Here is a 22182-nt window from a genome sequence, read left to right as displayed (position 1 = left end):
ACATCTAGCCACATAAAATGGGACGAAATTGACCGTTAACTCACAATCGTATTTATCACTTCATAAAGTTTTTTCATATCTATCGGTTTTGCGACGCAATTATCAAACCCAAGTTGCTGATAATTTTCTAAATCACCTGACATCACGTTGGCTGTGACGGCAACAAGCGGGGTTGTTTTATCTTGTTCTCTGACTTCTAAACACACTTTTAGGCCATCTTTTTTTGGCATCTGAATATCTACAAAAAAGATATCAGGTTTCAATTCGTGATAAAGCGCAATCGCTTCTTCACCATCCTGAGCTATGACAAGATTCGCTTCAGTTGGTTTAATCATGGCACTAAATATTTTTTGATTAAGTGGGTTATCTTCAGCAAGCAGCAGGTTTTTATCCTTCAAGGCAGGTATAGCCTGCAAGTCTTGCATGATTGATTGTTCTGGTGCGTCGCAAATATCGAGTACGAGTTCAACTGTAAACTCACTGCCGATACCTTCTTGACTCGTCACCGTAACACGGCCGTCCATTAACTCAGCAAGTTGTTTTACAATTGCGAGTCCAAGACCGGTTCCTCCATACTTTCTGGTGGTAGATGAGTCCGCCTGTTGAAAACGATTAAATAGCTTCTTGAGCGCGACTTCGGAAATACCGGCGCCCGTATCTATTACACGGATGGAGAGATGTTTACCGCCATCTTGGAGTATAACGGTTACAGAGCCGTCACTGGTAAATTTAACGGCATTGGATATCAAATTTCTCAGTATCTGCTTTAAACGCAGCGAATCACCAAGTCGATAGGGGTTAGCGAGTTCCTCAGTATGAATAATCAGGTCGATTTGCTTAGCACTGGCAGTATGGACAAACTCTTGTTTTACTTCAGTGACAATACTTTTGATATCCACCGCTGCTGATTCCATCTTTAATTCACCAGCTTCAATTTTAGAGAAATCAAGTAAATCATTGAGTAAGCTAAGTAATGTTTCTGTGGATGTCATGCCTTGTGCAATGAGTTCTTTGGAGTCTGCTGCATTTCTATGGTGCTTCATTAACTGAAATACACCATAAATACCGTTAAGTGGCGTTCTTAATTCATGGCTCATGTTCGCCAAAAAGTGACTTTTTGCTCGCTCTGAACTCTGTGCTTTCACTTTTTCACTTTCAAGAGAGCTAATCTGCTCTTTGATTTGTTTCGCAAGTTGGTTAAGGGTCACTTGAAGTGTTCTTAATTCTCTAAATTCAAATTCGCTTTTCGCAGAAACGTAATGTCCTCGTTTCAGTCGTTCACAATGGCGTTCAAGTGCTTGCATCGGATTGGTCAACCGTTTTGCTAATCGGCGTAAATACCAAGTGAGTAATACCACTAGCATCAACCCAATAAGCACTATGTATAACACCGCGCGTAAAATGTCGTTACTGTATACTTCGGCTTCTCGTTGTAGCTGTAAATCAAGTTCTACAAAATCGTCTTTTAGTGAATAAATAGGGCTGCGGTACACACCTTCAGTAGCATTTGAGTAATGTGTTCCCTCAAGCACAAGGTCTCGACTGGTGAGCCAGATAGAACCTTTTCCCTGATTGGAATCTAAAAATGGTTCAAGATCGACTTCGAGGAAAAGTACACCTGTATATTTATAGGGACGCATTAACGATGATAATTTTTGTCTAAGGGGAATGGCGAGAAACAACTTGGCCTGATCAGACGGTTTTTTTTCAATGCTTTCAACGGGGACAACAAGTTTGTCGATTTTTAAAGTGCGCCGCTGTTGCGAGAGGACCTTGTGAGCATGCTCGCTAAATACCGAATTGTCCCAACGTAGGGTGTCAAACGGATATCCCTCTACGGTAAAGACGGAGCCATCGTTGATAAACGCAGATTTTACCATGTCGGTATTGTCGACTAAGTTAGTTAGCGCCTTAACCGCGTATTGAGTAAACAGTAAATCACTCGGTAAGGTAGATAAAATATGGTCTTCACTTAATGGTGCAACTTGATAGATAAGCTCATTGACTTGCGCTTTAAAATCGCTGATAAGGCTTGCGCCAGTGCGTTTAACGTCTTCTTGCTCTAAGGTTGCTTTTTGTTGCATCAGGGAAAAGCCAACCATCGCAACCAGTACAACGAGGAAGAGAGAGAATAATGCCGTAATTTTTCTTTTTATTTCATCAACGATGCTGCGATTTGCTTTCATTCTGTCCCGACTTTGTGACGATAAATTGCATATATTGCGTCGTTTCTTCGACACTATACACACCACCTAGATAGCGTGTTAGTCCCTTTAACATGGCTTCCCAAATATAGGCCATAATAGGTTCATTCGGTTGTGGATAGGTTTCTTGCAAAGAGGCAATCAGTTGAGACAGTGCTTTGTCGCCGCGTTTTGTAAGTTCAGCTAAGCTATCGCCGTTTGCTGGCAGCGCATTGAGCTCATCCCATAGTTTATCTTGTACCTTCTGGCTTTGCATAAAGTCAACAAGCTGCTTTAAATGCGGACCTTTTTTCGATTCTATGCCATTGGCAGGAAAAGCCAGTACATGAGACGATGCTAGAGACATCAGCTGATGATTACCCCACCTTGGTAAAGGCGCGATGGCTAGGTCGTCTTTAAGCTTGTCTTTAAGTTGACGATATGCCCAAATTCCATTCACAAAATAATCAAGCTTGCCGGTCTTAAAGCGATTCATTAAGCATTGGTATACACAGTCAGCGTCTATGATCCCGCTGTTGAGTAGTGATTGATAATTGGAAATTGCGAGGCGCATCGCTTTGGTGTCAAGCTGTGGCGCGCCGGCCTGAATGAGATTAGGCTGAAGGGCGTTTGCAAAGGTCACAAACCAATACATTTCATAAAAATTCCAGCCGAGCGTAGGTTTGTCTGCTACCGCTTGCTGTGCGTAGGTTTGTAAGTCGGTAATAGGGTGTGGCGCAAGTGCACGGTTAAAGTAGAGTACAAGATGGTTACCGTACATAATTGGTACGCCCTTAAGCTCACCATTGACCTTACTGTTCTCGATGACTTTTTGTGTGAGCTTTTTGCTTAACCAAGACTTTGGCACCTGAGAAAATTGCAGTTCAGTCAATCCCATATAATCGCTGGGAATAATCACGGCATCTGGTAACTGCAGGGCATCTGCATACAACAATAACTCACTTTTCAACTGATTGTTGTTAAAGGCAAGAATGTTAACTTTAATACCCGTTTTTTCAGTGAACTCTTCAAATAATGGCTGAAAATCAAAGTTTTCAAGTCCTACCGCGACATCTATCTCTGGCGGTTCACTTGCGCGTGCATTGACTGGGCTATAAACCAGAAGAAGTAACATGAACACCAAGCAAAGCATTTTACCCAACATATCAATACGCTTCCTTTACGGGCCTAAAAGGCATGTTAATGTTGCTCGGCATTAGGCATTTCTTACATAAAACTAATCGGATGTGCTTGTTATTGTAGACCAAATTTTTCTGTTTTAAATTCTTTTCAGAATGACAAATTCAATTTACTAGACAACTCAATTCTATTTCAGTCGTGAATAATTCACGAAAACACGATAAAATAATAGCTAAATAAGAATGATGAGTACGTCCTTGCTATGAAAAAAGGGTTTATGCTGGTCTGCGATGGCAGCAATGGCGCTGGAAAAACGACGGTTATTGCCGGATTGGAAGCGCATTTAAAACAACGCGGTATTGAAGTTGTGATGACTCGTGAACCCGGTGGAACAGAGATCTCAGAGAAGATCAGAGAAATCATTCTAGATCCCTCAACCCCCGAAATGGCAGACATGACGGAGCTTATGTTGTTTGGGGCCGCGCGTGCTCAGCACGTTCGTGAAAAAATTATTCCAGCACTTGAGCAAGGCAAAGTAGTTATTTCCGATCGATTTGACGCTGCAACATTTAGTTTTCAACATTATGCAAGAGGGCTAGATCTTGCCACCATCACGACCATTAATCAGCTTGCGCTCGGCGGTTTTCGTCCAGACATGAATTTGATTTTGGACTTGGACCCTGAAGAGGGCTTAAAGCGAGTCAAATCGCGAGGTGAGGGGCTAGATAGACTCGAGGATGAAAAGCAACAATTTTTGCAGCGCGCACGTGAGGGTTATCTCGTTCAAGCGAAGAATGACCCTGAACGATTTACTGTGATTGATGCCAGTCAAACTAAAGCACAAGTACTTGAGCAAAGTATTGAACTGCTTGATAGCTTGATAGCCAAACACCTTACAGTGGATGGCAATGAATAATTTGCTTCCAAGTTGGCACAGCGGCGCTTTGAGTTATCTTGCTCGGGCACAGCAAAATGGTCGTTTGCACCATGCTCAGTTGTTATCGGGTAAAAAAGGCGTAGGAAAGTCTCTGCTTGCGGCGCACTTGGCAGATGCACTTTTATGCTCACATCCACAAAATCTCACTGCCTGTGGGCAATGTAAGCCGTGTAACTTGAATTTAGCTGGTAATCACCCAGATAGACTGAGTGTAGTACCTGAGGGAAAATCAATCGGGGTGGACGAAATTCGAGAGATTACGCATTTCTTGAACCATTCAGCGCAGCAAGGTGGCAATAAAGTCGCGTTGATTGAACACGCGCATTTGATGACCCATTCAGCCGCTAATGCGCTGTTAAAAACACTTGAAGAGCCAAATGCTAATCGTTATTTGGTCGTTACCAGCGATGATGACAGTAAATTACCAGCCACTATTTTGAGCCGTTGTAATAAAGTGTCGATTCACTCGCCCAATCAAGCAGAGGCTGCGCAGTGGCTGGCTGCTAAAAATGTCGCTTGTGATTTCCCTTGGTTTGATGAATTTTCTCTACAGCCATTTATTATCGAAGCGTGGCAACATGAAGGTGCACTTGATGATGTGACTGCGCTTTATCACGCGGCGAATCAATTAACAGTAGAGAGTGCGCAAACGGTTGAAAAGATTTTATTAAAGCACAGCGCAATGGGCGATGTATTCGCCCGTTTTTTGCTCAACCGTCTAAAAGGGGTGATGACACAAGGGAGTGGTTTGAGTTTTACCCAGTATCAAGACTTAGTGAGCTTAGTACATCGGTTTATGTACGAACAGAAAAATGTGTTAGGGTTAAATCAAAACCTTAGCATTTCTAATTTACTTTTTGCCTTACAAAAACAGCTATAAAGAGGTGGTGCATGCAAGAGTTACTTGCGGATTTTGAAGATTTAGATGAGCTATATCGTTGTTATATGCCATTTCTGAAATCCGGTGGCATATTTATCAAGTCCAACGCCCATTTTGATATGGGGCAAGAATTAAAGCTCAGAGTTACCTTGCCTGACGCCTTAGAAGCGGACGAAGTTGACGTGGTCGTTGCTTGGTTAACACCGCAAGGCGCGCAAAATTCTAATCCACCTGGGGTTGGCGTTGCGTTTGTTGACGCGCCAGCTCTTAACGATAAAATAAATAAGCTTTTGGGTGCAACTTTGCATTCAGATAAACCAACTTACACCATGTAGAGCCAGTATGATTGTAGACTCTCACTGTCATTTAGATAGACTCGATTTTGAAAAGTTAGGCCTAAGCCTTGAAGAAGTACTCAGCAACGCGAGACAAAAACAAGTAGAACACTTTTTATGCGTTAGCGTGACGCTAGACCAATTTCCATCCATGTTAGAAAAAATAGCCCATTTTGATGATGTTTCTGCATCTTGTGGGGTACATCCACTGGATCAAAAAGATAAATTGGATGTTGAAAGGCTAATACAACTGGCGAGTAATGATAAAGTCGTTGCTATTGGTGAAACTGGATTAGATTATTATTATTCAAAAGATACGCATCAGGTACAGCAAGAAAGCTTTGCTGGACACATAGATGTGGCTAATCAGCTACAAAAACCACTGATCATTCATACTCGCGATGCAAAAGCGGACACGATAGACATCATGCGTGCCCACAATGCGCAAAATTGCGGTGGCGTGCTGCACTGTTTTACTGAAGATTGGCCGATGGCAAAGCAGGCACTAGACCTTGGTTTTTACATTTCAATCTCAGGTATTGTGACGTTTAAAAATGCGACCGCGCTTCAAGAAGTCGTTAAGCAAATCCCTATGGACCGATTGCTGATTGAAACCGACTCACCTTATCTTGCGCCTGTACCGCATCGTGGCAAAACTAACCAGCCTGCGTATGTACAAGACGTTGCATATTATATTGCTGACTTAAAAGGAGTGAGCTACAAAGCGCTTGCAGAGCAAACCACGAATAACTTTTACTCTTTATTTAATTTGGTGAAACGCCAAGATGGTAGCACAACTTAATCAGCTACCTCAGGTGTTGATGGGCCCGCTGGTTCGCCGAGCTGAGCAGAATAAAATTTGTATTCAGATTGTTACTTGTGAAACCGTGGACATCTCGGCTTCGCTATTGGCCCATCAAAGTCGATGTGAGGTTGAGACATTTCAGCTCGGTGCAGCCTGCTTTTTGCATTTTTTGATGATATGTAGCGAGGAGGCACTGCCAACAGCGCAGCTGCTTGAGTATCAAGTGCTCATTAACGGCGCTGCGTATAAGCCAGATTACCTGCGTTACGGAGAAGAGCTTAGCTTTGCGATACCTGCTAAACTGAATCAAATATTACATGGCTCATGCCGTAACCCGCATCATCACGCTAAAGACAGTCTACATACTGCGGATCAGTGGCAGGAGCAGCAGCGCGAGCTTGGTGAGTTAGGTGCTGACTTGTGTATTTTTTCTGGCGATCAGATCTATGCAGATGATGTTGCCGGCGCCATGTTGTTGGCTATTCATCAACTTATAGCAAGGCTAGGTTTGTTTAAAGAAACCAAATTGCCAATGCACTTACCTGCTGATCAACAAGCCCAGCTTTACCATCGTCACTTATATCTACCGAAGACGCCATGGCAGGAGCGCTCAAAGTTTTCACCGGGCTACTGGTTTCGAAAGGATGAACCGCACTTTTCTAGTGTTAAGGCCTTTAATCACCTAATTTTCTTCGAAGAGTTTGTCGCCTGTTACCTGTTAAACTTCTCTCATCTTGCTTGGCAGTTGGTTAACTTTGATGCGCTTCATTATGATGGTGGCAACGACAAAGTTAGGCGAATATTTGAGTCCGAACTTGACGCCCTCAAAGGCTTTGTTGAAACGTTGCCTAGCGCTGAGCGGTTGTGTGCGAACGTGCCCGTTCTGATGATGTTTGATGATCATGATGTGACCGATGATTGGAACTTGACGGCTAAATGGGAACAGGCAATTGCAAACCATAAAGTGAGTCGCCGTATAATCAGTAATGGCATCATTAGCTATTGGCTGTTTCAAGGCATTGGCAATGACGCGTTTGAGTATAGCGGGGCGCTGACATCAGGTTTTAATTCAAGCCTGATTGACAACGAATGGCACTTTTCGGCGTTTGACAAACTAGTTCGTCGATTCACACACTGGCACTATTGTTTAGATACGTTTCCAAAAGTGGTGGTGCTAGATACTCGCACACATCGCTGGCGTAATGAACAGGATTTCAATGAACCAAGTGGTTTACTCGACTGGGAAATGTTGATGGAGCTGCAAGACACACTTATCGACCACAGTGCAGTATTGATGGTAAGCCCAGCGCCAGTATTTGGGGTAAAGGCAATCGAAACCATACAAGCTGTATTTAACACCTGTGGTGAGCCACTGATGGTGGATGTGGAAAATTGGATGGCACATGAAGGGGCTGCGAAAAAGCTCATTGAAATTTTTAAGCGTCCAGATACACCAAAAGAAACAATTATACTCTCCGGCGATGTACATTATTCATTTTGCTTTTCGGTTCAGGCACGTTTTGGTCGTCATGATAACCGCATTTGGCAGTTAACTGCATCAGGAATAAAAAATGAATTTCCAAAGCCGCTTATCAATATTTTAGATAAGATGGACACGATTTTGTATGCCAAATATAGTCCTCTGAATCTCTTTACGAAACGTTGGCAGCTATCTGTAAGTAAGCATCCTTCTTCACTAAAAAAACATGGCTATTTGGTGTCAGACTCTGCGATTAGCTTAGTAACGCTTGAAAACGGCTTGCTAGAAAAGTATGAGCTACTACACGGCACGGGGATCCACAGTCATTTTGAGTTATAAATCCTCGAAGGCTGAATACACCGTTTTTAGCTATTTGTAGCTTAGCTCGGTAGCGCATGTATGCTTGCATGATGCGCTAAACCCATCAAAAAACACATGCTCTTTTTCGCTTTTGCTATAGTTAATATAACGCGGGCTAACATCTCGACTATATGACTCTACTCAAGCGCATGTATTTGTTCGTTGTACCATACAGCACACTGAAATGGTTTTGTGTGGTGCCGCTATTGTTATTACCGAGCTTTCCTTGTGCTGCCAGTTTTCCCGAATTTAGCGATACGGCGCAGGTTATGCGACGCTATGACTATAATTCTGGCCTCAGTCAGGTCACGATAACTGCCATTACGCAAGATCAACTCGGGTACATTTGGGTTGGCACACAGTCAGGCCTAAATCGTTTTGATGGTCATGATTTTGTTCAATTTGAAGTAAAACAGAACTCCAAACATCATCTCTCTGGTGGCTTTATTACCTCACTATGCCACAGTGGTAAATATATCTGGGTTGGAACAAGTACAGGGCTTAGCATTTACGATACTGAAGCGGGGACCTTTCGCTCTATCTTAGCGGCGCAGAATGAGGCGGTTAGCTCAGATAGAGTGAAAAAAGTGGCCTGTTATGGTGAATCAGTCACTGTATCAACAGAAGAAGGCGACGCTTACCGGGTTAACTATCAAACTTTAACGCCTGAAAAGCTCTATTTAACCGGTAAATTTGTTCGTGAAGTCCAAGAAACAAGGGATGCATTTGTTTACCTCAACGCAGATGGCCTAGTTAGTCAGCCTAAAGACAAAGTCGGAGCCAATATTCTGTTGGAAGGTGAGTTTAAAACACTGTCGCTTTCCCACGGACGGATATTCGTTGTTGACGCGGATGATAAAATCATTAGTTTCGACACTCAGTTCAATAAAGTGCAATGGCAAAAGTCGGTCAGCGCGAAAGTAAACCTCAGCATTCATCAAATTAAAGTCAGAGCGAATGAAATACTCGTCGCTTCCAATACAGGTGTGTTTATTTTAGACCTGCAAGGTAATACCAAACGTCATTGGTATCGTCGTGCAGAGCAATATGACGGACTACAAGACAACAATGTTCTGAGTGTTCAACGAGATAGAAATGGTGATTTGTGGATTGGCACGGAATCACAAGGGCTGCACTTTTTTAGTCAACTAAGCGAGTCGTTTGGCCATGTTGGTGAACAAAACTTTCCGCACGCGCCTTTGGGACATCCAGATGTTAGGAATTTCGCATTAGACAGTAGTGAGCGTTTTTGGATAGGTACGTCATCCGGTTTATATATTTATCAAAAATCGAGCTTTATCGAAGCGCATCGAATTTTCCCGAGTTTATCTGCAATCAAAGGAAGCTTTATCACCCAAGTAAAGATTTATGATGACACCTTGTGGGTAACAACAAGGGGAGATGGCGTTGTTAGATACGCTTTAACACAAGGAGAATACAGCCATTTGATGCCAGACTCTGATAATGGCCCAGAACTCAGTTTTAATGATGTCATTGAGTATCAATCTCAGATCTTAGTGAGTTCAAGGACGCTAGGTCTTATGAGGTACGACGAAGAGTCGAAAACCTTAGTGCAGTTTTTTGAAAATCGTTCAGATGCGCCTTCACACGTGTCGTCGTTTAAAGTGGTCGGACAGGACCTATGGTTTGGTTCTATTGGTGAGGGGTTGTTTAGGTTTAACAAAGGTCAGCTTCATAACCTCACCACACAGGATGGCTTAAAGTCGAATTTGGTCTTTATGATAGATGAAGATCCATGGCAACGTATCTGGGTTGCAAGTGAAGCGGGTATTAGTTTAGTTGATAAACAAATGAAAGTTGTCCGTACTATTGGTGAGCAAGAGGGACTAGGAAACCAAGCCGTGTGGGGTCTGGTTTACGATGACTACGAATACATGTGGCTTGGCACCAGTGGTGGGCTGTCGCGCGTCAATGTAATGGATTTTGCCATTGATAACTTTTTACCCATTGATGGAGTACAGGCACATGAGTTTAACTACAATGCCGCGTGGAAAGCCCCTGATGGCCGAATTTTTATGGGCGGAGCCAAAGGCTTTAATCAATTTTTTCCTCAGAATGTATCAATTTCAAATACCGCGCGACCTATTTTGGTCTCCACAATCGAATTACTAGGCGAGCCATTAAAGCCAAGTCTCGATGGGATCCTCACGGTCGCACCGGAGCTTGCGGGTTCATTGCGGCTACGTTATGACCAAAATATTATATCGCTACAATATTCAAGCTTGGATTTTGGTTCTGAGAAGCTGAACTTTTATTACCGTATTAAAGGATTAAGCGACAAATGGTTAAAACTTGCAAATGGAGCGCGGCAAATAAACTTACTCCAGCTTGAGCCCGGCACCTATCGAGTAGAAACCTATACCGTAAATCGCTTTAATATGCAGTCGCCCGTTCATGAATTTAGTATTTATATCGCCGCGCCAATTTGGTGGAATGCCTACTCGAAAACCCTTTACACCTTAGTCATTGTGCTGATCATCGCTGCATTTGTTCGAGCGAGACAGCGGCGCTATCAACAAGTAGTGCGGGATAATCAGAAAATGTCTGCGCTACAAGAGCGGTTGGAGTTGTCGTTGTGGGCGAGTGGTGACGAACTTTGGGACTGGCATGTTGAGTCGGGTAAAATTTATCGCTACAGCGTGAATCCAAGGATCGACTTTAGTGAACTCCAAGATAAACTTATTCTCAATGAGCTTGACCAGTTTGTACACCCAAAGGATTGTGTGTTACTTGAGGAGCGTCTGCAATCCTGTGTCGACGGACGAGAAGACGTGTATGAACTGTCTATTCGAGTCAAAGATCAACAAGGAGAGTGGATCTGGGTATTAGATAGAGGAAAGGTGGTGGCCCGAGATGACAATGGTAGAGCAACGCGGATAGCGGGGGCACTGAAAGATATTGCTGATTTGAAAGCACATCAACAAGCCTTGCAGTCGTTAAACGAGCAACTTGAGATAAAAGTCGCGATGCGCACCGATGAGCTATATAAAAAGAATCAGAAACTTGAGCAAGCAATGTTTGAGTTAAAGCAAACGCAAGAAGACTTGATTGAAAGTGAAAAAATGGCTTCTTTGGGTGTTGTGGTTGCGGGTGTTGCGCATGAAATCAACACCCCGTTAGGTATAGCTATCACCGCACTTTCGCATAATGAAGACTGTTTATCTGAGCTGGTAGAAAAGCTTGAGAATAAAACTCTTAAGCAAAAAGATTTGGTCACCTCCATCGATGCACAGCAAGAAGGCTATCTGCTGATCAGTCGCAATCTGCAAAGAGCAGAAAGCCTTATTAGTAACTTTAAGCAAGTCGCAGTCGATCAATCCAGTGAGACGGAGCGTGATATTAACCTGCTTGAATATATCAATGATGTATTCGATTCACTCAAACCATTGGCTAAAAATAAAGAAGTATATTTGTCTATAGATGGGAATGCTGGTGTAAATCTTTCCACCTATCCAGGCGCGGTTTATCAAATAATGGCAAACCTATTTAACAATTCCGTTATCCATGGCTTTGAGGGGAGTGCCTCTGGCACAGTCAGCGTGTTAGTTGAGGCGACAGATAGCCACTGGACTATTGTATACCGCGACAATGGTGTCGGCATGGACGAAGCAATGCAAAAGACCTTGTTTGAGCCATTTGTAACCACAAAACGTAATCAAGGCGGATGCGGATTAGGCATGCATATTGTTTATAATTTGGTAACGCAACTTTTAAAAGGGGAGATCCGCTGTAAAACGGCGAAATTACAAGGTGTCGAAATTACAATAAAAGTACCTTTCAAGAAAATAATGGCTGAAAATTAACTTAGGTGAATTACTGCAAGCTAACGGCCTGTGACAATGCTTCTTTTAGGAGTTTGTCATGTTCTTATTATCTCAAGTTTTGGTTACCGTTGCTGTTTTACTCGATCTCGCCTCATTTCAATTTATGAAACGCCAGCAGGTGTTATTGGCACTAAGCTTGTCGACTGCACTTACTGCAATTCACTTCTATCTACTTGATGCTATGGCTGGTGCTTTGCTTATGGCGGTTGCGAGCCTCAGATATCTGGTGTTTATCAAGTCACAGTCAAAGCGCTTGCTTATCGGGTTTCTACTACTCAATACAGTGCCACCTTTAGTACATTTAAATGCAAGTTACGAACTTTATGCTGCTTTTGGTAGTGTCTTATTGACATTTGGCGCATTTATTCGCGAGCAGGTGGCATTTCGGTGTGTGATGATGTTAGGTACAGTGTGCTGGCTGATACATAATTGCTATGTCGGCTCACCCATGGCGATTGTGCTAGAAAGTACTTTTTTGGTGAGTAATTTGATTGGGCTAGGGCGAATTTATATGAAACGTAAAACGAGTAAGTTGAAGGCTGAGTAAAACGCTCTGGCTAGCAGCCGAGTTGAAGTGGATCCAATTTTACTGGTATAGACACTAATAAAATTAGAAATATATAAAATAATTCATTGGGTTAGATGAGGCTCTACCTACTTTTCAAACCATTCGCATTGAGTACAAGTGGTATCGAAAACGCGCTGAAATAAAAAAATAATAAATAATCTTTATATAAATCATAATGTTAATATCTATTTGTGTAATAATTGCATAAATAATATTGTATACAATATATCTATTGTGTATTGTTTGTTCGTTACCAAAAAAACACTCAAATCAATGGGAACAAAAGGACAACAATATGCGTAATAACAAAAAAACAGCGCAAACACTGTGTAAATCACTCACAGCATCAGCACTTGCTTTAGCATTGGGGACTACTACTGCATTTGCTGCAGATGGCAATAGTACTGTGAAAGGGAGCATTGTTAATGGTCAAGGTCTTGAGTTATCGCAGGCTCAATTGACCTTTACACATAAAACTAAGGGGCTGAAGTTTGCTGTACAAACTAATGGCATGGGCGAATACATTTTACGTAATCTGCCTGTTGGTCGTTACAGCGTGTCAATTAATAAAGCAGGATTTGAAACCGTTATTGAAGAGGATGTTGAGCTTAATATTGGACAGGCGCTGATTTTAGACGCTCAACTATTACAACAAGGACAGGATATTGAGCGGATAGCGGTCACTGGTACGGCTATCCGACGTGTTGATATGGCCTCGTCAACGGCTGGCGTAACCTTTACAGACGCAGAGCTTAAAGTTATGCCAGTAAACACCGGCTTTGAAAGTATCGCGTTACTCGCACCGGGTACCGCTGAACCTGGTGGTAGTTCGTTTCGTGGTGCATCAAGCTTTGGCGGTTCTTCGTCAGCAGAAAATGGCTATTACTTTAATGGCCTAAATGTCACGAGTATTCAAACGGGTTTAGGCTCAATTCGCTTGCCTTGGGAAGCTATTTCGCAAACCCAAATTAAAACGGGGGGAATTAGCCCTGAATTTGGTGGTGCACTAGGGGGGATCGTTAATGCAATTTCTAAATCTGGTGATAACGAGTTTAACCTCGGCGCAGAATTGAGGGTCGATCCTTCATCAAGCCATAGTTATCACGACTCTAATTATTTAGATAACGGCACCATCAATATAAATACTGAGCAAGATTATGACTCGTTCAAAGAACTGCAAATCTGGGCGAGTGGCGCACTCATTGAAGACAGCTTATTTTACTATGGCCTGTATGCGCCTCGACGAGAGGTTAATCGCTGGGCTGGACAAACGACCTTCAATGACAGAAGCCGAGATGAAGACCGCTGGTTTGCAAAACTAGATTGGTTCATCAATGAAGACCACTCAATCGGTTTTTCAGCCATGAATAACAAAAGAGAATGGACGAGACAAACCTATGCCTATGATTGGGAAAGCGATGCGATTGGTGATAAACAAGGTGTAGCGGCTCCAGGTGAAGATGGCGGTAAGGTTTACAGCATCAACTATAATGGCTACTTTTCTGACTTCTTCTCGGTGTCTGCGGTAGTTGGCCGAGTCACAGAAAATGTAGAAAACATTGTCGCATCGACCGTACCGGGAGTTTGGGATGAAAGAGAAGGGACGGTAACGTTATCAAGCCACACGGCAAGCGGTGTTTCTGAGCAAGAATTTATCCGTGACCAAGCGAGAATAGATTTTAATATCGATTTGGACTACCACTCCATTCTGTTCGGTGTCGATTATACCAAAGTGACAGTAGATTATTTTGAAGGTCAAAATGGTCTTGGTGATGCTGAAGGTTGGTGGACAATTAAAACCGCTGGTGAAGGGAGTATTTCCGGTGCTGCACTTGGTCAAGATTATATTGAACGCCGAGTGAGGACTCGGACGGTTGACTCTGAGGTTAACTCGCTTGCTTTCTACGTGAATGATTCTTGGCAAGTCACCGACCAACTCGTGTTAAATCTGGGCCTGCGTTATAGTCAGTTTGAAAACACCGTTACCGACGGCAGAGCATTTGTTGATATGGATAACCAACTTGCGCCTAGATTTCAAGCGATTTATGACCTAAATGGTGATGGCGAATCCAAAGTTTTCTTTACTTACGGACGATACTTTCAACCTGTGTCTGCCAACATGAACATCACTCAAGGCTCGGCTTCAGTAGAGTGGTTTGAGTATTTCGACCTAGATCAAGTAGACAGTGATGGTTATCCTGTTTTATTGAGTGATGGTTCACCAAGTCGAGGGGAAATGCTTCGAGATAGACGCTGGCGCCAACGCGGAATTACAGAGCCCGGTTTGATAGCTTCGTCCACCCTTAAGCCGATGTATTCTGATGAATTAACCTTAGGGTATCAGACCACCGTTTTTGACGATATGGCATTTGGAGTTAGGGCGATTTATCGAGATCTTGGACGCAGTGTTGAAGATACAGATGTAGGCCCAGTGCTTGCGAAGAAATTGGCCGAACTCGGTATCCAAGACAATGTCGGTCAGGGTTCTTACTATGTGCTAAATAACCCGGGTGAAGCGATCACCATGAGTTATGACTTTGATGGCGATGGCCAAGTCGATGAAGTGACACTTAGTGCAGAAGAGCTTGCCCTGCAACAAGCAGTGCGTAAATATCTGGCACTTGAATTTACCTTAGAAGGCAATATTACCGACAAGTTACGGATTAATTCTTCTTATACTTGGTCACATAGCTATGGTAATACAGAAGGTTTAGTGAAAACCGATAACGATCAGGCCGATCCAGGTTGGACAACTTCCTATGATTACGCGGATCTGATGGATCACGGCTATGGTAATTTGCCGAACGACCATCGCCATTCAATAAAAGTATCAGGTTCTTACGATATCACAGATGAGTTAACTCTGGGGCTGGTTGCAAGAACGTCATCAGGTCGCCCGACTAACTATTTCTCAAAACACCCTGTCGGTGTAGATAGCTGTGCGCCTGGTAACCCTTGGGATGCTTGCGTGAGTAAATATTACGGCCATGTTTCGCATTATGACGAAAACGGCAATCCAGCTCCTCGCGGCAGCGTTGATAATCTTCCTTGGGCAACCACGGTAGACTTATCACTCAGTTACTCTACCGATATCATGGGACATGACTTGTTACTCAAGGGCACCATTTATAATTTACTAAACAGTGATAAAGCGCTTGGGATCAATGAACAGCGATCTTTAGATGGTGCAAATGGCTTAATCGTTAACCCTGACTACGGCATTACAACGTTACGACAAACTGAGCGTTACGCGTCGTTGGTTGCAAGGTTTACATTCTAGTTTCCCTGGTGATAGCCAAGACTGGGTGCTATGCACCTAGTTCTTGGTTTAAGCCAAGCCAAGTGTTTGGCTTATTTCACATAACGGAGAGTATGATGACGTTCACAATAGATTTGGAACAGATACTGAGCCACACGAGAGTAATAGAGACGGTTGACATGCATACCGCCGGAGAGCCTTTGCGGGTGATTGTCGATGGTTTCCCTGAACCTCAAGGCAACACTATTTTAGATAAACGGCAGTACTGCGTAGAAAATCTTGATCACTATCGCACCGCGCTGATGTATGAGCCTAGGGGTCATGCTGATATGTATGGTGCGCTTATCGTTGAAAAGCAGTTACCAGAAAGCGATTTTGGCGTGTTATTTCTTCATAATGAAGGATACTCAACAATGTGTGGTCATGCGATTATTGCTTTAGCTACACTATTTTTACAGCACAATCCCGCAAAGAAACAGTTGTTGATAGATACGCCTGCAGGGCTAATTACTGCATGGCTAAGAGACGGCCAAGCTGAATTTGCTAATGTACCAGCAGAGGTGGTGACACTTGATAAGCAAGTGAAGACATCTGAATTTGGTTTAATCTCAGTGGATATCGCATTTGGTGGTGCGTTTTATGCCTATATTGACGCTGATAAAATCGATTTAGCTCTTACGTCAGAAAATGCAGCTTACATTCAGCAGTTAGGTTTAACGCTTAAACAAGAAATTGCAACACAGATTAGCTTAGTGTATGACGATGCGCGCCTCGCATTTTTATATGGTGTGATTTTTTATTCCAATTCTCAAAAATCGGACTCTGCTCACAGTAAGCATGTGTGCATTTTTGCCGATGGCGAATTAGATCGCAGTCCAACAGGGACAGGGGTCAGTGGTAGAGCTGCAATTCTTGCCGCCAGAGATGAGCTCGCCGCAAACCAACGTATCTTTATTGAAGGTATATTAGGCTTGGGCTTAGATGTTTGTTATCAACTTAGTGATGACAGTAAATCGTTGATCCCAATAGTTTCGGGCACGGCCTATATTACAGGCCGACACCAATTTATTTTAGACGACCACGATCCATTAGTAAGAGGATTTTTACTACGATGAATGTAGATTACGCAGCCAGACAGCAACGCTTAGTCAATAAATTACAACAACACCAAAGTGACGCTATCATTATTTATGGCTACGAGAATATTGTATATTTAACTGGCTTCACCGGTCATGCAGCAACATTGTTGATGTCTTCAAATGGGCGACACCGACTCATTACTGATTATCGTTACTTTGAGCGTGCTAGCAATGAAGCGGTGGGAGTCGAAGTCATTTTAAGAAATCGTGATAAAGAAACGCTACCTGATTGTATTTTTAGATTATTGGATGGGCCGCGACAGCTTGCATTTGAAGCGCATCAAATTAGTCACGCAGATTATGTCTCATTAAACATCAGTGCAAAAAATACCACACTTATTGCCGCGCCGCTTTGGGTGGAATCACTAAGACAAGTTAAAGATAGTGATGAAATTAACTGTATTAAACGCGCCGCCGAGATAGCTGACTCGGCGCTTGCCCATACACTGCCTTTGTTAAAAGTAGGGATCACTGAGCGAGAAGCGGCAATTGAGCTTGAGTATCAGATGCAAAAGCTAGGCTCCGAAGGACTCTCTTTTGACACAATCCTATTATTTGGTGCACGTTCTTCCTTACCGCATGGAAACCCAGGACAGACAAAACTTAACCTAGGCGATTTAGTACTTATCGACTTTGGTGCGGTGATAAGCGGCTATCGCTCTGATATGACGCGAAGTTACGTGTTAGGGGAGCCGACGAAGCAACAACAATCCATTTATGACACGGTCCAACATGCGCAGCGAGCTGCGTTGGCGCTAATAAAAGCAGGCGTTAACTGCATAGATTTAAATAACGCATCACACGATGTGTTGAGTCATAGTGACTTTTCACAATACGCAGGTGAGGGACTTGGCCACGGGGTGGGGCTATTTCTACACGAGCAGCCGTTTATTAAACCTGGGGTCGATCACCAATTAGAAGCTGGCAATATCATAACCATAGAGCCGGGTATTTACATTCCAAATTATGGTGGTGTGCGCTTGGAAGAAGATGTACTGGTGACTGAAAATGGTTTTGAATGCTTAACCCACGCACCACAAGTATTTCAGCTTACGAACTAAGGAATGATGATGCAAATTATTACTCGCCAAGAAGTCGCGGATAGCCTCAACTACCCAAGCTTAATTCAGGCGCTTAAACAGGGTTTTGCGCAACCAGCAGGTACACCAACACGGCAAGTTTTTGAGCTAGATAATAGTCACAGCAATCATGACGCTTTTGCTGTTTTACCTGCTTGGAATGCCGATGTGATTGGCGTAAAGGCGTTTACCTATTTCCCTGATAACAACCAGCACGATAAAGCCAGCCTTTACTCAAAAATCATGCTGTTTTCTAGGCAGTTCGGTGAGCCGCTCGCGCTTGTGGACGGCACCGAAGTAACGTTGTGGAGAACCTCTGCTGTGTCAGCGTTAGCCGCGGAGTATTTAGCACCTAAGCATGCCAAACATTTGGTTTTCTTTGGCTCAGGTAATTTAGCTAGTTACATGATTAATGCGCATTTAAGTGTTAGAAATTATAGTAAAATTTCAATAGTTGCACGTAATTCTGAAAAAGGACGCCTTTTGCTGGATCTATTGTCCTCGCAGCATCAGGGAGTGGAATTTTCATTGTATCAGGAGGCAACCGCGTCTGTTATTGCTTCAGCAGATGTGATCAGCTGTGCAACAGGCAGTCATACGCCTTTGTTCAATGGAGAGTGGTTGAGCGATGGTACGCATATAGATTGCATTGGCAATCACCATAAAGATTGTCGAGAAATTGATACCACAACGGTAACTAAGAGTCGCGTTTTTGTAGATAGTCGCGCCAATGTATTGAACGAGGCGGGCGAATTGTTGTTACCGATCAGTGAAGGTAAATTTAGCCCAGATAAGGTGGTTGCAGAGCTTAGCGAAATGACTAAAAATAACCTAGGTCGAAGTAACGAGAATGAAATTACTTTGTTTAAGTCTGTAGGAACAGCACTGAGTGATTTAATTGGAGCGAAATTAGTGTATGACTTGGTTCAAAAATAAAGAGCACGGTAAAGTGTATGAAGTAACCGCAGTAGTCAAAGCTGCTGATAAGCGCTTGGTGAATCCGCTTATTTGTCACGAATGTCATATGTTGGTTAGTTATCAAGGAGTTGGTGGCGAAACGAAAAGTGAAAAGCTCCTATATGACGAGGTGTTTTACAAAGCGTTTCAAAACCACGATAGCTGTTACGTCATGGTGGATGACAATGGTATTCGCCATTATCATCCAAGTGAGTAAAGTGACTTATTCAAGTAAGTGAACACAATTGAACACAATTAAGTGAATAAGCGCTAATTTTTGACCTGACAGAGTACAAATATAGAACGCTATAAATTCTGACATTTCAGCTATTGGTCAGGTGCGGGCTGCGGTACTAACATGTTTCTGTCCAATTTCGTTGGTTGGCAAGGAAGGTTAAAAATTGTGTAACCTCTTCCGTTCCCATTGTTTCAGGGTGACGCTTGAGGTGAAAGTTAATGAATGCCTTAATCCAATATAGGTAGGTTTTTTTCTGTTCTAATGCTGTAACCACGCATACGCATTTCCTCCTGAAGACCTTTCAGAAATGGGCTTTTTAGACTCATGATAACTCCTTATTTTATGGTGCTGTATATGTATACAGTGTTATTTGAGATTCTCGGATATCAAGGGAAATAATGAAAAAAATTTTTGCGCGTTTACGCATGAATAAATTAAAAATATTATTGTTTATCAAAAGGTTATTTATCTGCGATTTGAGATAATAGGTTTGGGAAACGCGCATGCGCATTTTTCCAGATGGTATATTTAGCAGAATGCTGATAAGTTCTTTACATACTGATAGTTAACTGCGCGCGTTTTCACTGGTCCAATGAGGTAAACGCGCATGCGCACGAATAAAATGTTAGGCCACAAAGGAGAGCTCATGCCAAGTATAACTACAGATATGGGAAGTCTGCCAATAGATAAATATGCAGATACCTGCCCACATTGTCATCATGCAGTATCTCCTCGTTTCGTTAACGCTACGTTAAGTGGTGATCAATATGCGCGAGGCACATATATAGATGTCGCGTTTAAATGTACGCTCCATGATTGCTCAAGGTTATTTATCGGGATATACCAGCGAACTACTGTACAAGGCGATAAAATGGTCAAAGATTTCAAGTTTCAGAAATCTGTACCGTTAAATTTTCGGCCTCCAGAAATACAGCAAGAGGTAAAAGATATTTCCCCATCCTTTGAGGCTATATATTCTCAAGCAAACTCGGCTGAATCGTCAGGATTAGACGAAATTGCAGGTGTCGGTTACCGAAAGGCTTTAGAGTTTTTAATCAAGGACTACTGTATCCATAAGAACCCTGATGAAACGGATTCGATAAAATCATCATTTTTGGGCGTGGTAATTGATAAGTTTGTAGATGATACAAATTTGAAAGCATGCGCCAAGCGGGCTGCTTGGCTTGGCAATGACGAGACCCACTACGTAAGGAAGTGGGAGAACAAAGATATTAGTGATCTTAAGGTCTTAATAAAACTATCTTGTGGTTGGGTTAGCAACAATATACTCACCGAAAAGTACATGGCTGAAATGGCCTAACAAAAACAGGCAGCAGGACGCTCGCAAGCTCGCGCCTCTGCTAGCGGCGTTATACCTCTGGGAGATTATATGGACGTTAGGGTGTTCTCTTTAGATGCTCAAAAAAGCAAGATCTATGACAGAAGAACAAGAAAGTACTTTGATGAAGTATATAAATCATATGCGTCAGGCTGTTATCGTTCAGCTACAGTAATGCTTTGGTCTGTTGTTGTTTGCGATATTATTTTCAAGTTACAAGAGCTAAGAGACCTCTACTCAGATTCAAGTGCAGAAAAGATTCTTTTAGAAATAGAAAAATTACAACAAGCTGATCCTTACTCGCCAAAATGGGAAAAAGAGCTCATTAAGTTAGTTTTTGAAAGAACTCAATTATTAGATACTGCTTCAAACCATAAAATAATGATGATTCAAGATCATCGTCATTTGTCAGCCCACCCTGTAATAAGTGATGAAGACACATTATTTGAGCCTACTGAGGAGATGGTGAGAAGTGATATTCGTAACAGTATTGAGACGGTATTAAGCAAACCGCCATTTTTAACCCAAAAAATACTGGCCACCATTTTGGTAGACTTAGAGAAAATAAAAGACCTGTTTCCTAGTGATGTGGCATTTGCCAAATATCTCAATGCAAAATACCTAAACTCACTTACTAATGATGTGAAAGTAAAGATTTTCAGAGGACTTTGGAAATTTTGTTTCAAGTCTGAAGATGAGAAGCCTAAAGAAAATAGGGAAATTAACTTAAGAGCATTGAAGCTAATTTTCGATAAAGAGCGAAACTCAATAATTGAAGCAGTAAAACATGAAACCAAGTATTACTCGAGTATCTCGGAGGAGCAGGAAACAATTAAAGCGTTGGTAGAGTTCATGTCTTTAGAACGAGATTTATACCTCGCGTTAGATGACTCTGCCAAAGAGCTAATTAAACCTGTTCTCCTCAAAAACTTATCATACTTTGGCGTAGCTTTTTTTATGTACGAAACTCCAGAGGAACACTTAAAGGCTCTTACTAAGTGGATTTCAGATAATTATTATAAAAAATATGGCGATAATGGTCATTTCCTAAATCAAAAACACCTAGCCAAATTACAAGAGGTTAGTAAAGAGTTTGGTTTAGAAAAAGATTATAGAGGGTTTGGTATTGCATGTTTCATCAACAGTGCTGATTTTGAACGAGCTGACTTATATTTTGAGCGAGACATAGCTCCTAATCTCGACAAGTACGATAAAGAAGAATTTAAAATACTTTTAGATGGAACGAATAGGAATAATCAGTGTTACTGGCGAAATAAAGCGAGAACAGAATCTTTGAAAATTTTGAAAGCCGCAAAAGTAATACTTGATGATGATTTTGATTTTTCAATATTTACAAATTTACCCGTGGATAAAATTGAAGAAGAAGTCGAAGAAAAGGTCGAAGAAGAAAACGGCGAGGTATAACAAGTGCCTAAACCAAGGACGCAAATCAGCAGGCTTGCGCTCCTTCGTCGCTGATTTTTGCCTGCTATTTTACGCCTGTTAGGCAAGCGTTGAGGCTGTAGAATTACTCTTTTCAGGTACTGGATTCTTGGTTTTGGATTGACTGTTTCTTAACCTTGAATCGAGTTGGTTACTGTGATCTAATAGATATTATTCACCCACGGTAATCTGTTA

General features: G+C 42.3%; 16 protein-coding genes and 1 pseudogene. 14 read left to right on the top strand and 3 right to left on the bottom strand.

Annotated elements, in window-relative coordinates:
- Positions 1-35: 35 nt before the first annotated feature.
- A complete protein-coding gene (locus tag NH462_RS19855; protein WP_253107464.1) occupies positions 36-2186 on the bottom strand; it encodes an ATP-binding protein in 2151 nt (716 codons plus the stop codon).
- A complete protein-coding gene (locus NH462_RS19850) occupies positions 2161-3348 on the bottom strand; it encodes an extracellular solute-binding protein (RefSeq protein ID WP_253107462.1) in 1188 nt (395 codons plus the stop codon). Before NH462_RS19850 ends, NH462_RS19855 begins: the two co-directional genes overlap by 26 nt.
- A gap of 237 nt (positions 3349-3585) precedes the next feature.
- On the opposite strand from NH462_RS19850, the gene tmk reads away from it, so the two are divergent.
- The 12 genes from tmk to NH462_RS19790 all read left to right on the top strand — a co-directional run bounded on the left by tmk (position 3586) and on the right by NH462_RS19790 (position 19184).
- Entirely contained in the window at positions 3586-4239 is a 654-nt protein-coding gene (gene tmk, locus NH462_RS19845; RefSeq protein WP_253107460.1) for a dTMP kinase, read from the top strand.
- Positions 4232-5140, top strand: coding sequence for a DNA polymerase III subunit delta' (gene holB, locus NH462_RS19840; protein WP_253107458.1), 909 nt, complete (start codon positions 4232-4234; stop codon positions 5138-5140). The genes tmk and holB overlap by 8 nt, the downstream gene beginning before the upstream one ends.
- 11 nt (positions 5141-5151) lie before the next feature.
- Positions 5152-5475, top strand: coding sequence for a PilZ domain-containing protein (locus NH462_RS19835; protein ID WP_017217485.1), 324 nt, complete (start codon positions 5152-5154; stop codon positions 5473-5475).
- 7 nt (positions 5476-5482) lie between these two features.
- Positions 5483-6277 carry a YchF/TatD family DNA exonuclease gene (locus tag NH462_RS19830; protein ID WP_253107456.1) on the top strand — a complete coding sequence of 265 codons (795 nt, stop codon included), beginning with the start codon at positions 5483-5485 and terminating at the stop codon, positions 6275-6277.
- Positions 6261-8099 (top strand): alkaline phosphatase D family protein, encoded by a 1839-nt coding sequence (locus NH462_RS19825; protein WP_253107447.1) that lies wholly within the window; start codon positions 6261-6263, stop codon positions 8097-8099. The genes NH462_RS19830 and NH462_RS19825 overlap by 17 nt, the downstream gene beginning before the upstream one ends.
- Before the next feature lie 152 nt (positions 8100-8251).
- On the top strand, positions 8252-11944 hold the full coding sequence (locus NH462_RS19820) for an ATP-binding protein (protein WP_253107444.1): 3693 nt from the start codon (positions 8252-8254) through the stop codon (positions 11942-11944).
- 58 nt (positions 11945-12002) lie between these two features.
- The gene (locus tag NH462_RS19815; RefSeq protein WP_253107442.1) at positions 12003-12512 is read left to right on the top strand and encodes a YgjV family protein; all 510 of its coding nucleotides are present in this window, start codon (positions 12003-12005) and stop codon (positions 12510-12512) included.
- A gap of 316 nt (positions 12513-12828) precedes the next feature.
- Positions 12829-15813 carry a TonB-dependent receptor gene (locus NH462_RS19810; RefSeq protein ID WP_253107440.1) on the top strand — a complete coding sequence of 995 codons (2985 nt, stop codon included), beginning with the start codon at positions 12829-12831 and terminating at the stop codon, positions 15811-15813.
- Positions 15814-15908: 95 nt separating this feature from the next.
- Positions 15909-16907 (top strand): proline racemase family protein, encoded by a 999-nt coding sequence (locus NH462_RS19805; protein WP_253107438.1) that lies wholly within the window; start codon positions 15909-15911, stop codon positions 16905-16907.
- The gene (locus NH462_RS19800) at positions 16904-17992 is read left to right on the top strand and encodes a Xaa-Pro peptidase family protein (protein WP_253107430.1); all 1089 of its coding nucleotides are present in this window, start codon (positions 16904-16906) and stop codon (positions 17990-17992) included. Before NH462_RS19805 ends, NH462_RS19800 begins: the two co-directional genes overlap by 4 nt.
- A 9-nt stretch (positions 17993-18001) precedes the next feature.
- On the top strand, positions 18002-18946 hold the full coding sequence (locus tag NH462_RS19795) for an ornithine cyclodeaminase family protein (RefSeq protein WP_253107428.1): 945 nt from the start codon (positions 18002-18004) through the stop codon (positions 18944-18946).
- Positions 18927-19184 (top strand): hypothetical protein, encoded by a 258-nt coding sequence (locus tag NH462_RS19790; protein WP_017217477.1) that lies wholly within the window; start codon positions 18927-18929, stop codon positions 19182-19184. Before NH462_RS19795 ends, NH462_RS19790 begins: the two co-directional genes overlap by 20 nt.
- A gap of 154 nt (positions 19185-19338) precedes the next feature.
- Here the strand turns inward: NH462_RS19790 and NH462_RS23080 are convergent.
- A pseudogene (locus NH462_RS23080) lies at positions 19339-19531 on the bottom strand (phage integrase N-terminal SAM-like domain-containing protein); the annotation flags it as partial.
- A 320-nt stretch (positions 19532-19851) separates the two neighbouring features.
- Between NH462_RS23080 and NH462_RS19780 the strand changes: the two are divergent.
- Together NH462_RS19780 and NH462_RS19775 are read left to right on the top strand one after the other, a co-directional pair.
- A complete protein-coding gene (locus tag NH462_RS19780) occupies positions 19852-20526 on the top strand; it encodes a hypothetical protein (RefSeq protein WP_253107426.1) in 675 nt (224 codons plus the stop codon).
- A gap of 69 nt (positions 20527-20595) precedes the next feature.
- Complete coding sequence (locus tag NH462_RS19775) at positions 20596-21969, top strand: hypothetical protein (RefSeq protein ID WP_253107424.1); 1374 nt, start codon at positions 20596-20598, stop codon at positions 21967-21969.
- Positions 21970-22182 lie beyond the last annotated feature (213 nt).

Source organism: Pseudoalteromonas sp. OANN1, from assembly GCF_024124685.1.
GTDB classification, from domain to species: Bacteria; Pseudomonadota; Gammaproteobacteria; order Enterobacterales; family Alteromonadaceae; genus Pseudoalteromonas; species Pseudoalteromonas piscicida.
This window is presented reverse-complemented; position numbering and strand designations above follow the sequence as displayed.

Bases quoted from the DNA above. Each gene is read 5' to 3' on its own strand.
- NH462_RS19835 (WP_017217485.1), top strand. From the start codon at position 5,152: ATGCAAGAGTTACTTGCGGATTTTGAAGATTTAGATGAGCTATATCGT.
- NH462_RS19815 (WP_253107442.1), top strand. From the start codon at position 12,003: ATGTTCTTATTATCTCAAGTTTTGGTTACCGTTGCTGTTTTACTCGAT.
- NH462_RS19850 (WP_253107462.1), bottom strand. From the start codon at position 3,348: ATGTTGGGTAAAATGCTTTGCTTGGTGTTCATGTTACTTCTTCTGGTT.
- NH462_RS19800 (WP_253107430.1), top strand. From the start codon at position 16,904: ATGAATGTAGATTACGCAGCCAGACAGCAACGCTTAGTCAATAAATTA.
- holB (WP_253107458.1), top strand. From the start codon at position 4,232: ATGAATAATTTGCTTCCAAGTTGGCACAGCGGCGCTTTGAGTTATCTT.
- NH462_RS19795 (WP_253107428.1), top strand. From the start codon at position 18,002: ATGCAAATTATTACTCGCCAAGAAGTCGCGGATAGCCTCAACTACCCA.
- NH462_RS19820 (WP_253107444.1), top strand. From the start codon at position 8,252: ATGACTCTACTCAAGCGCATGTATTTGTTCGTTGTACCATACAGCACA.
- NH462_RS19780 (WP_253107426.1), top strand. From the start codon at position 19,852: ATGCCAAGTATAACTACAGATATGGGAAGTCTGCCAATAGATAAATAT.
- NH462_RS19805 (WP_253107438.1), top strand. From the start codon at position 15,909: ATGACGTTCACAATAGATTTGGAACAGATACTGAGCCACACGAGAGTA.
- NH462_RS19825 (WP_253107447.1), top strand. From the start codon at position 6,261: ATGGTAGCACAACTTAATCAGCTACCTCAGGTGTTGATGGGCCCGCTG.
- NH462_RS19855 (WP_253107464.1), bottom strand. From the start codon at position 2,186: ATGAAAGCAAATCGCAGCATCGTTGATGAAATAAAAAGAAAAATTACG.
- NH462_RS19830 (WP_253107456.1), top strand. From the start codon at position 5,483: ATGATTGTAGACTCTCACTGTCATTTAGATAGACTCGATTTTGAAAAG.
- NH462_RS19775 (WP_253107424.1), top strand. From the start codon at position 20,596: ATGGACGTTAGGGTGTTCTCTTTAGATGCTCAAAAAAGCAAGATCTAT.
- NH462_RS19810 (WP_253107440.1), top strand. From the start codon at position 12,829: ATGCGTAATAACAAAAAAACAGCGCAAACACTGTGTAAATCACTCACA.
- tmk (WP_253107460.1), top strand. From the start codon at position 3,586: ATGAAAAAAGGGTTTATGCTGGTCTGCGATGGCAGCAATGGCGCTGGA.
- NH462_RS19790 (WP_017217477.1), top strand. From the start codon at position 18,927: ATGACTTGGTTCAAAAATAAAGAGCACGGTAAAGTGTATGAAGTAACC.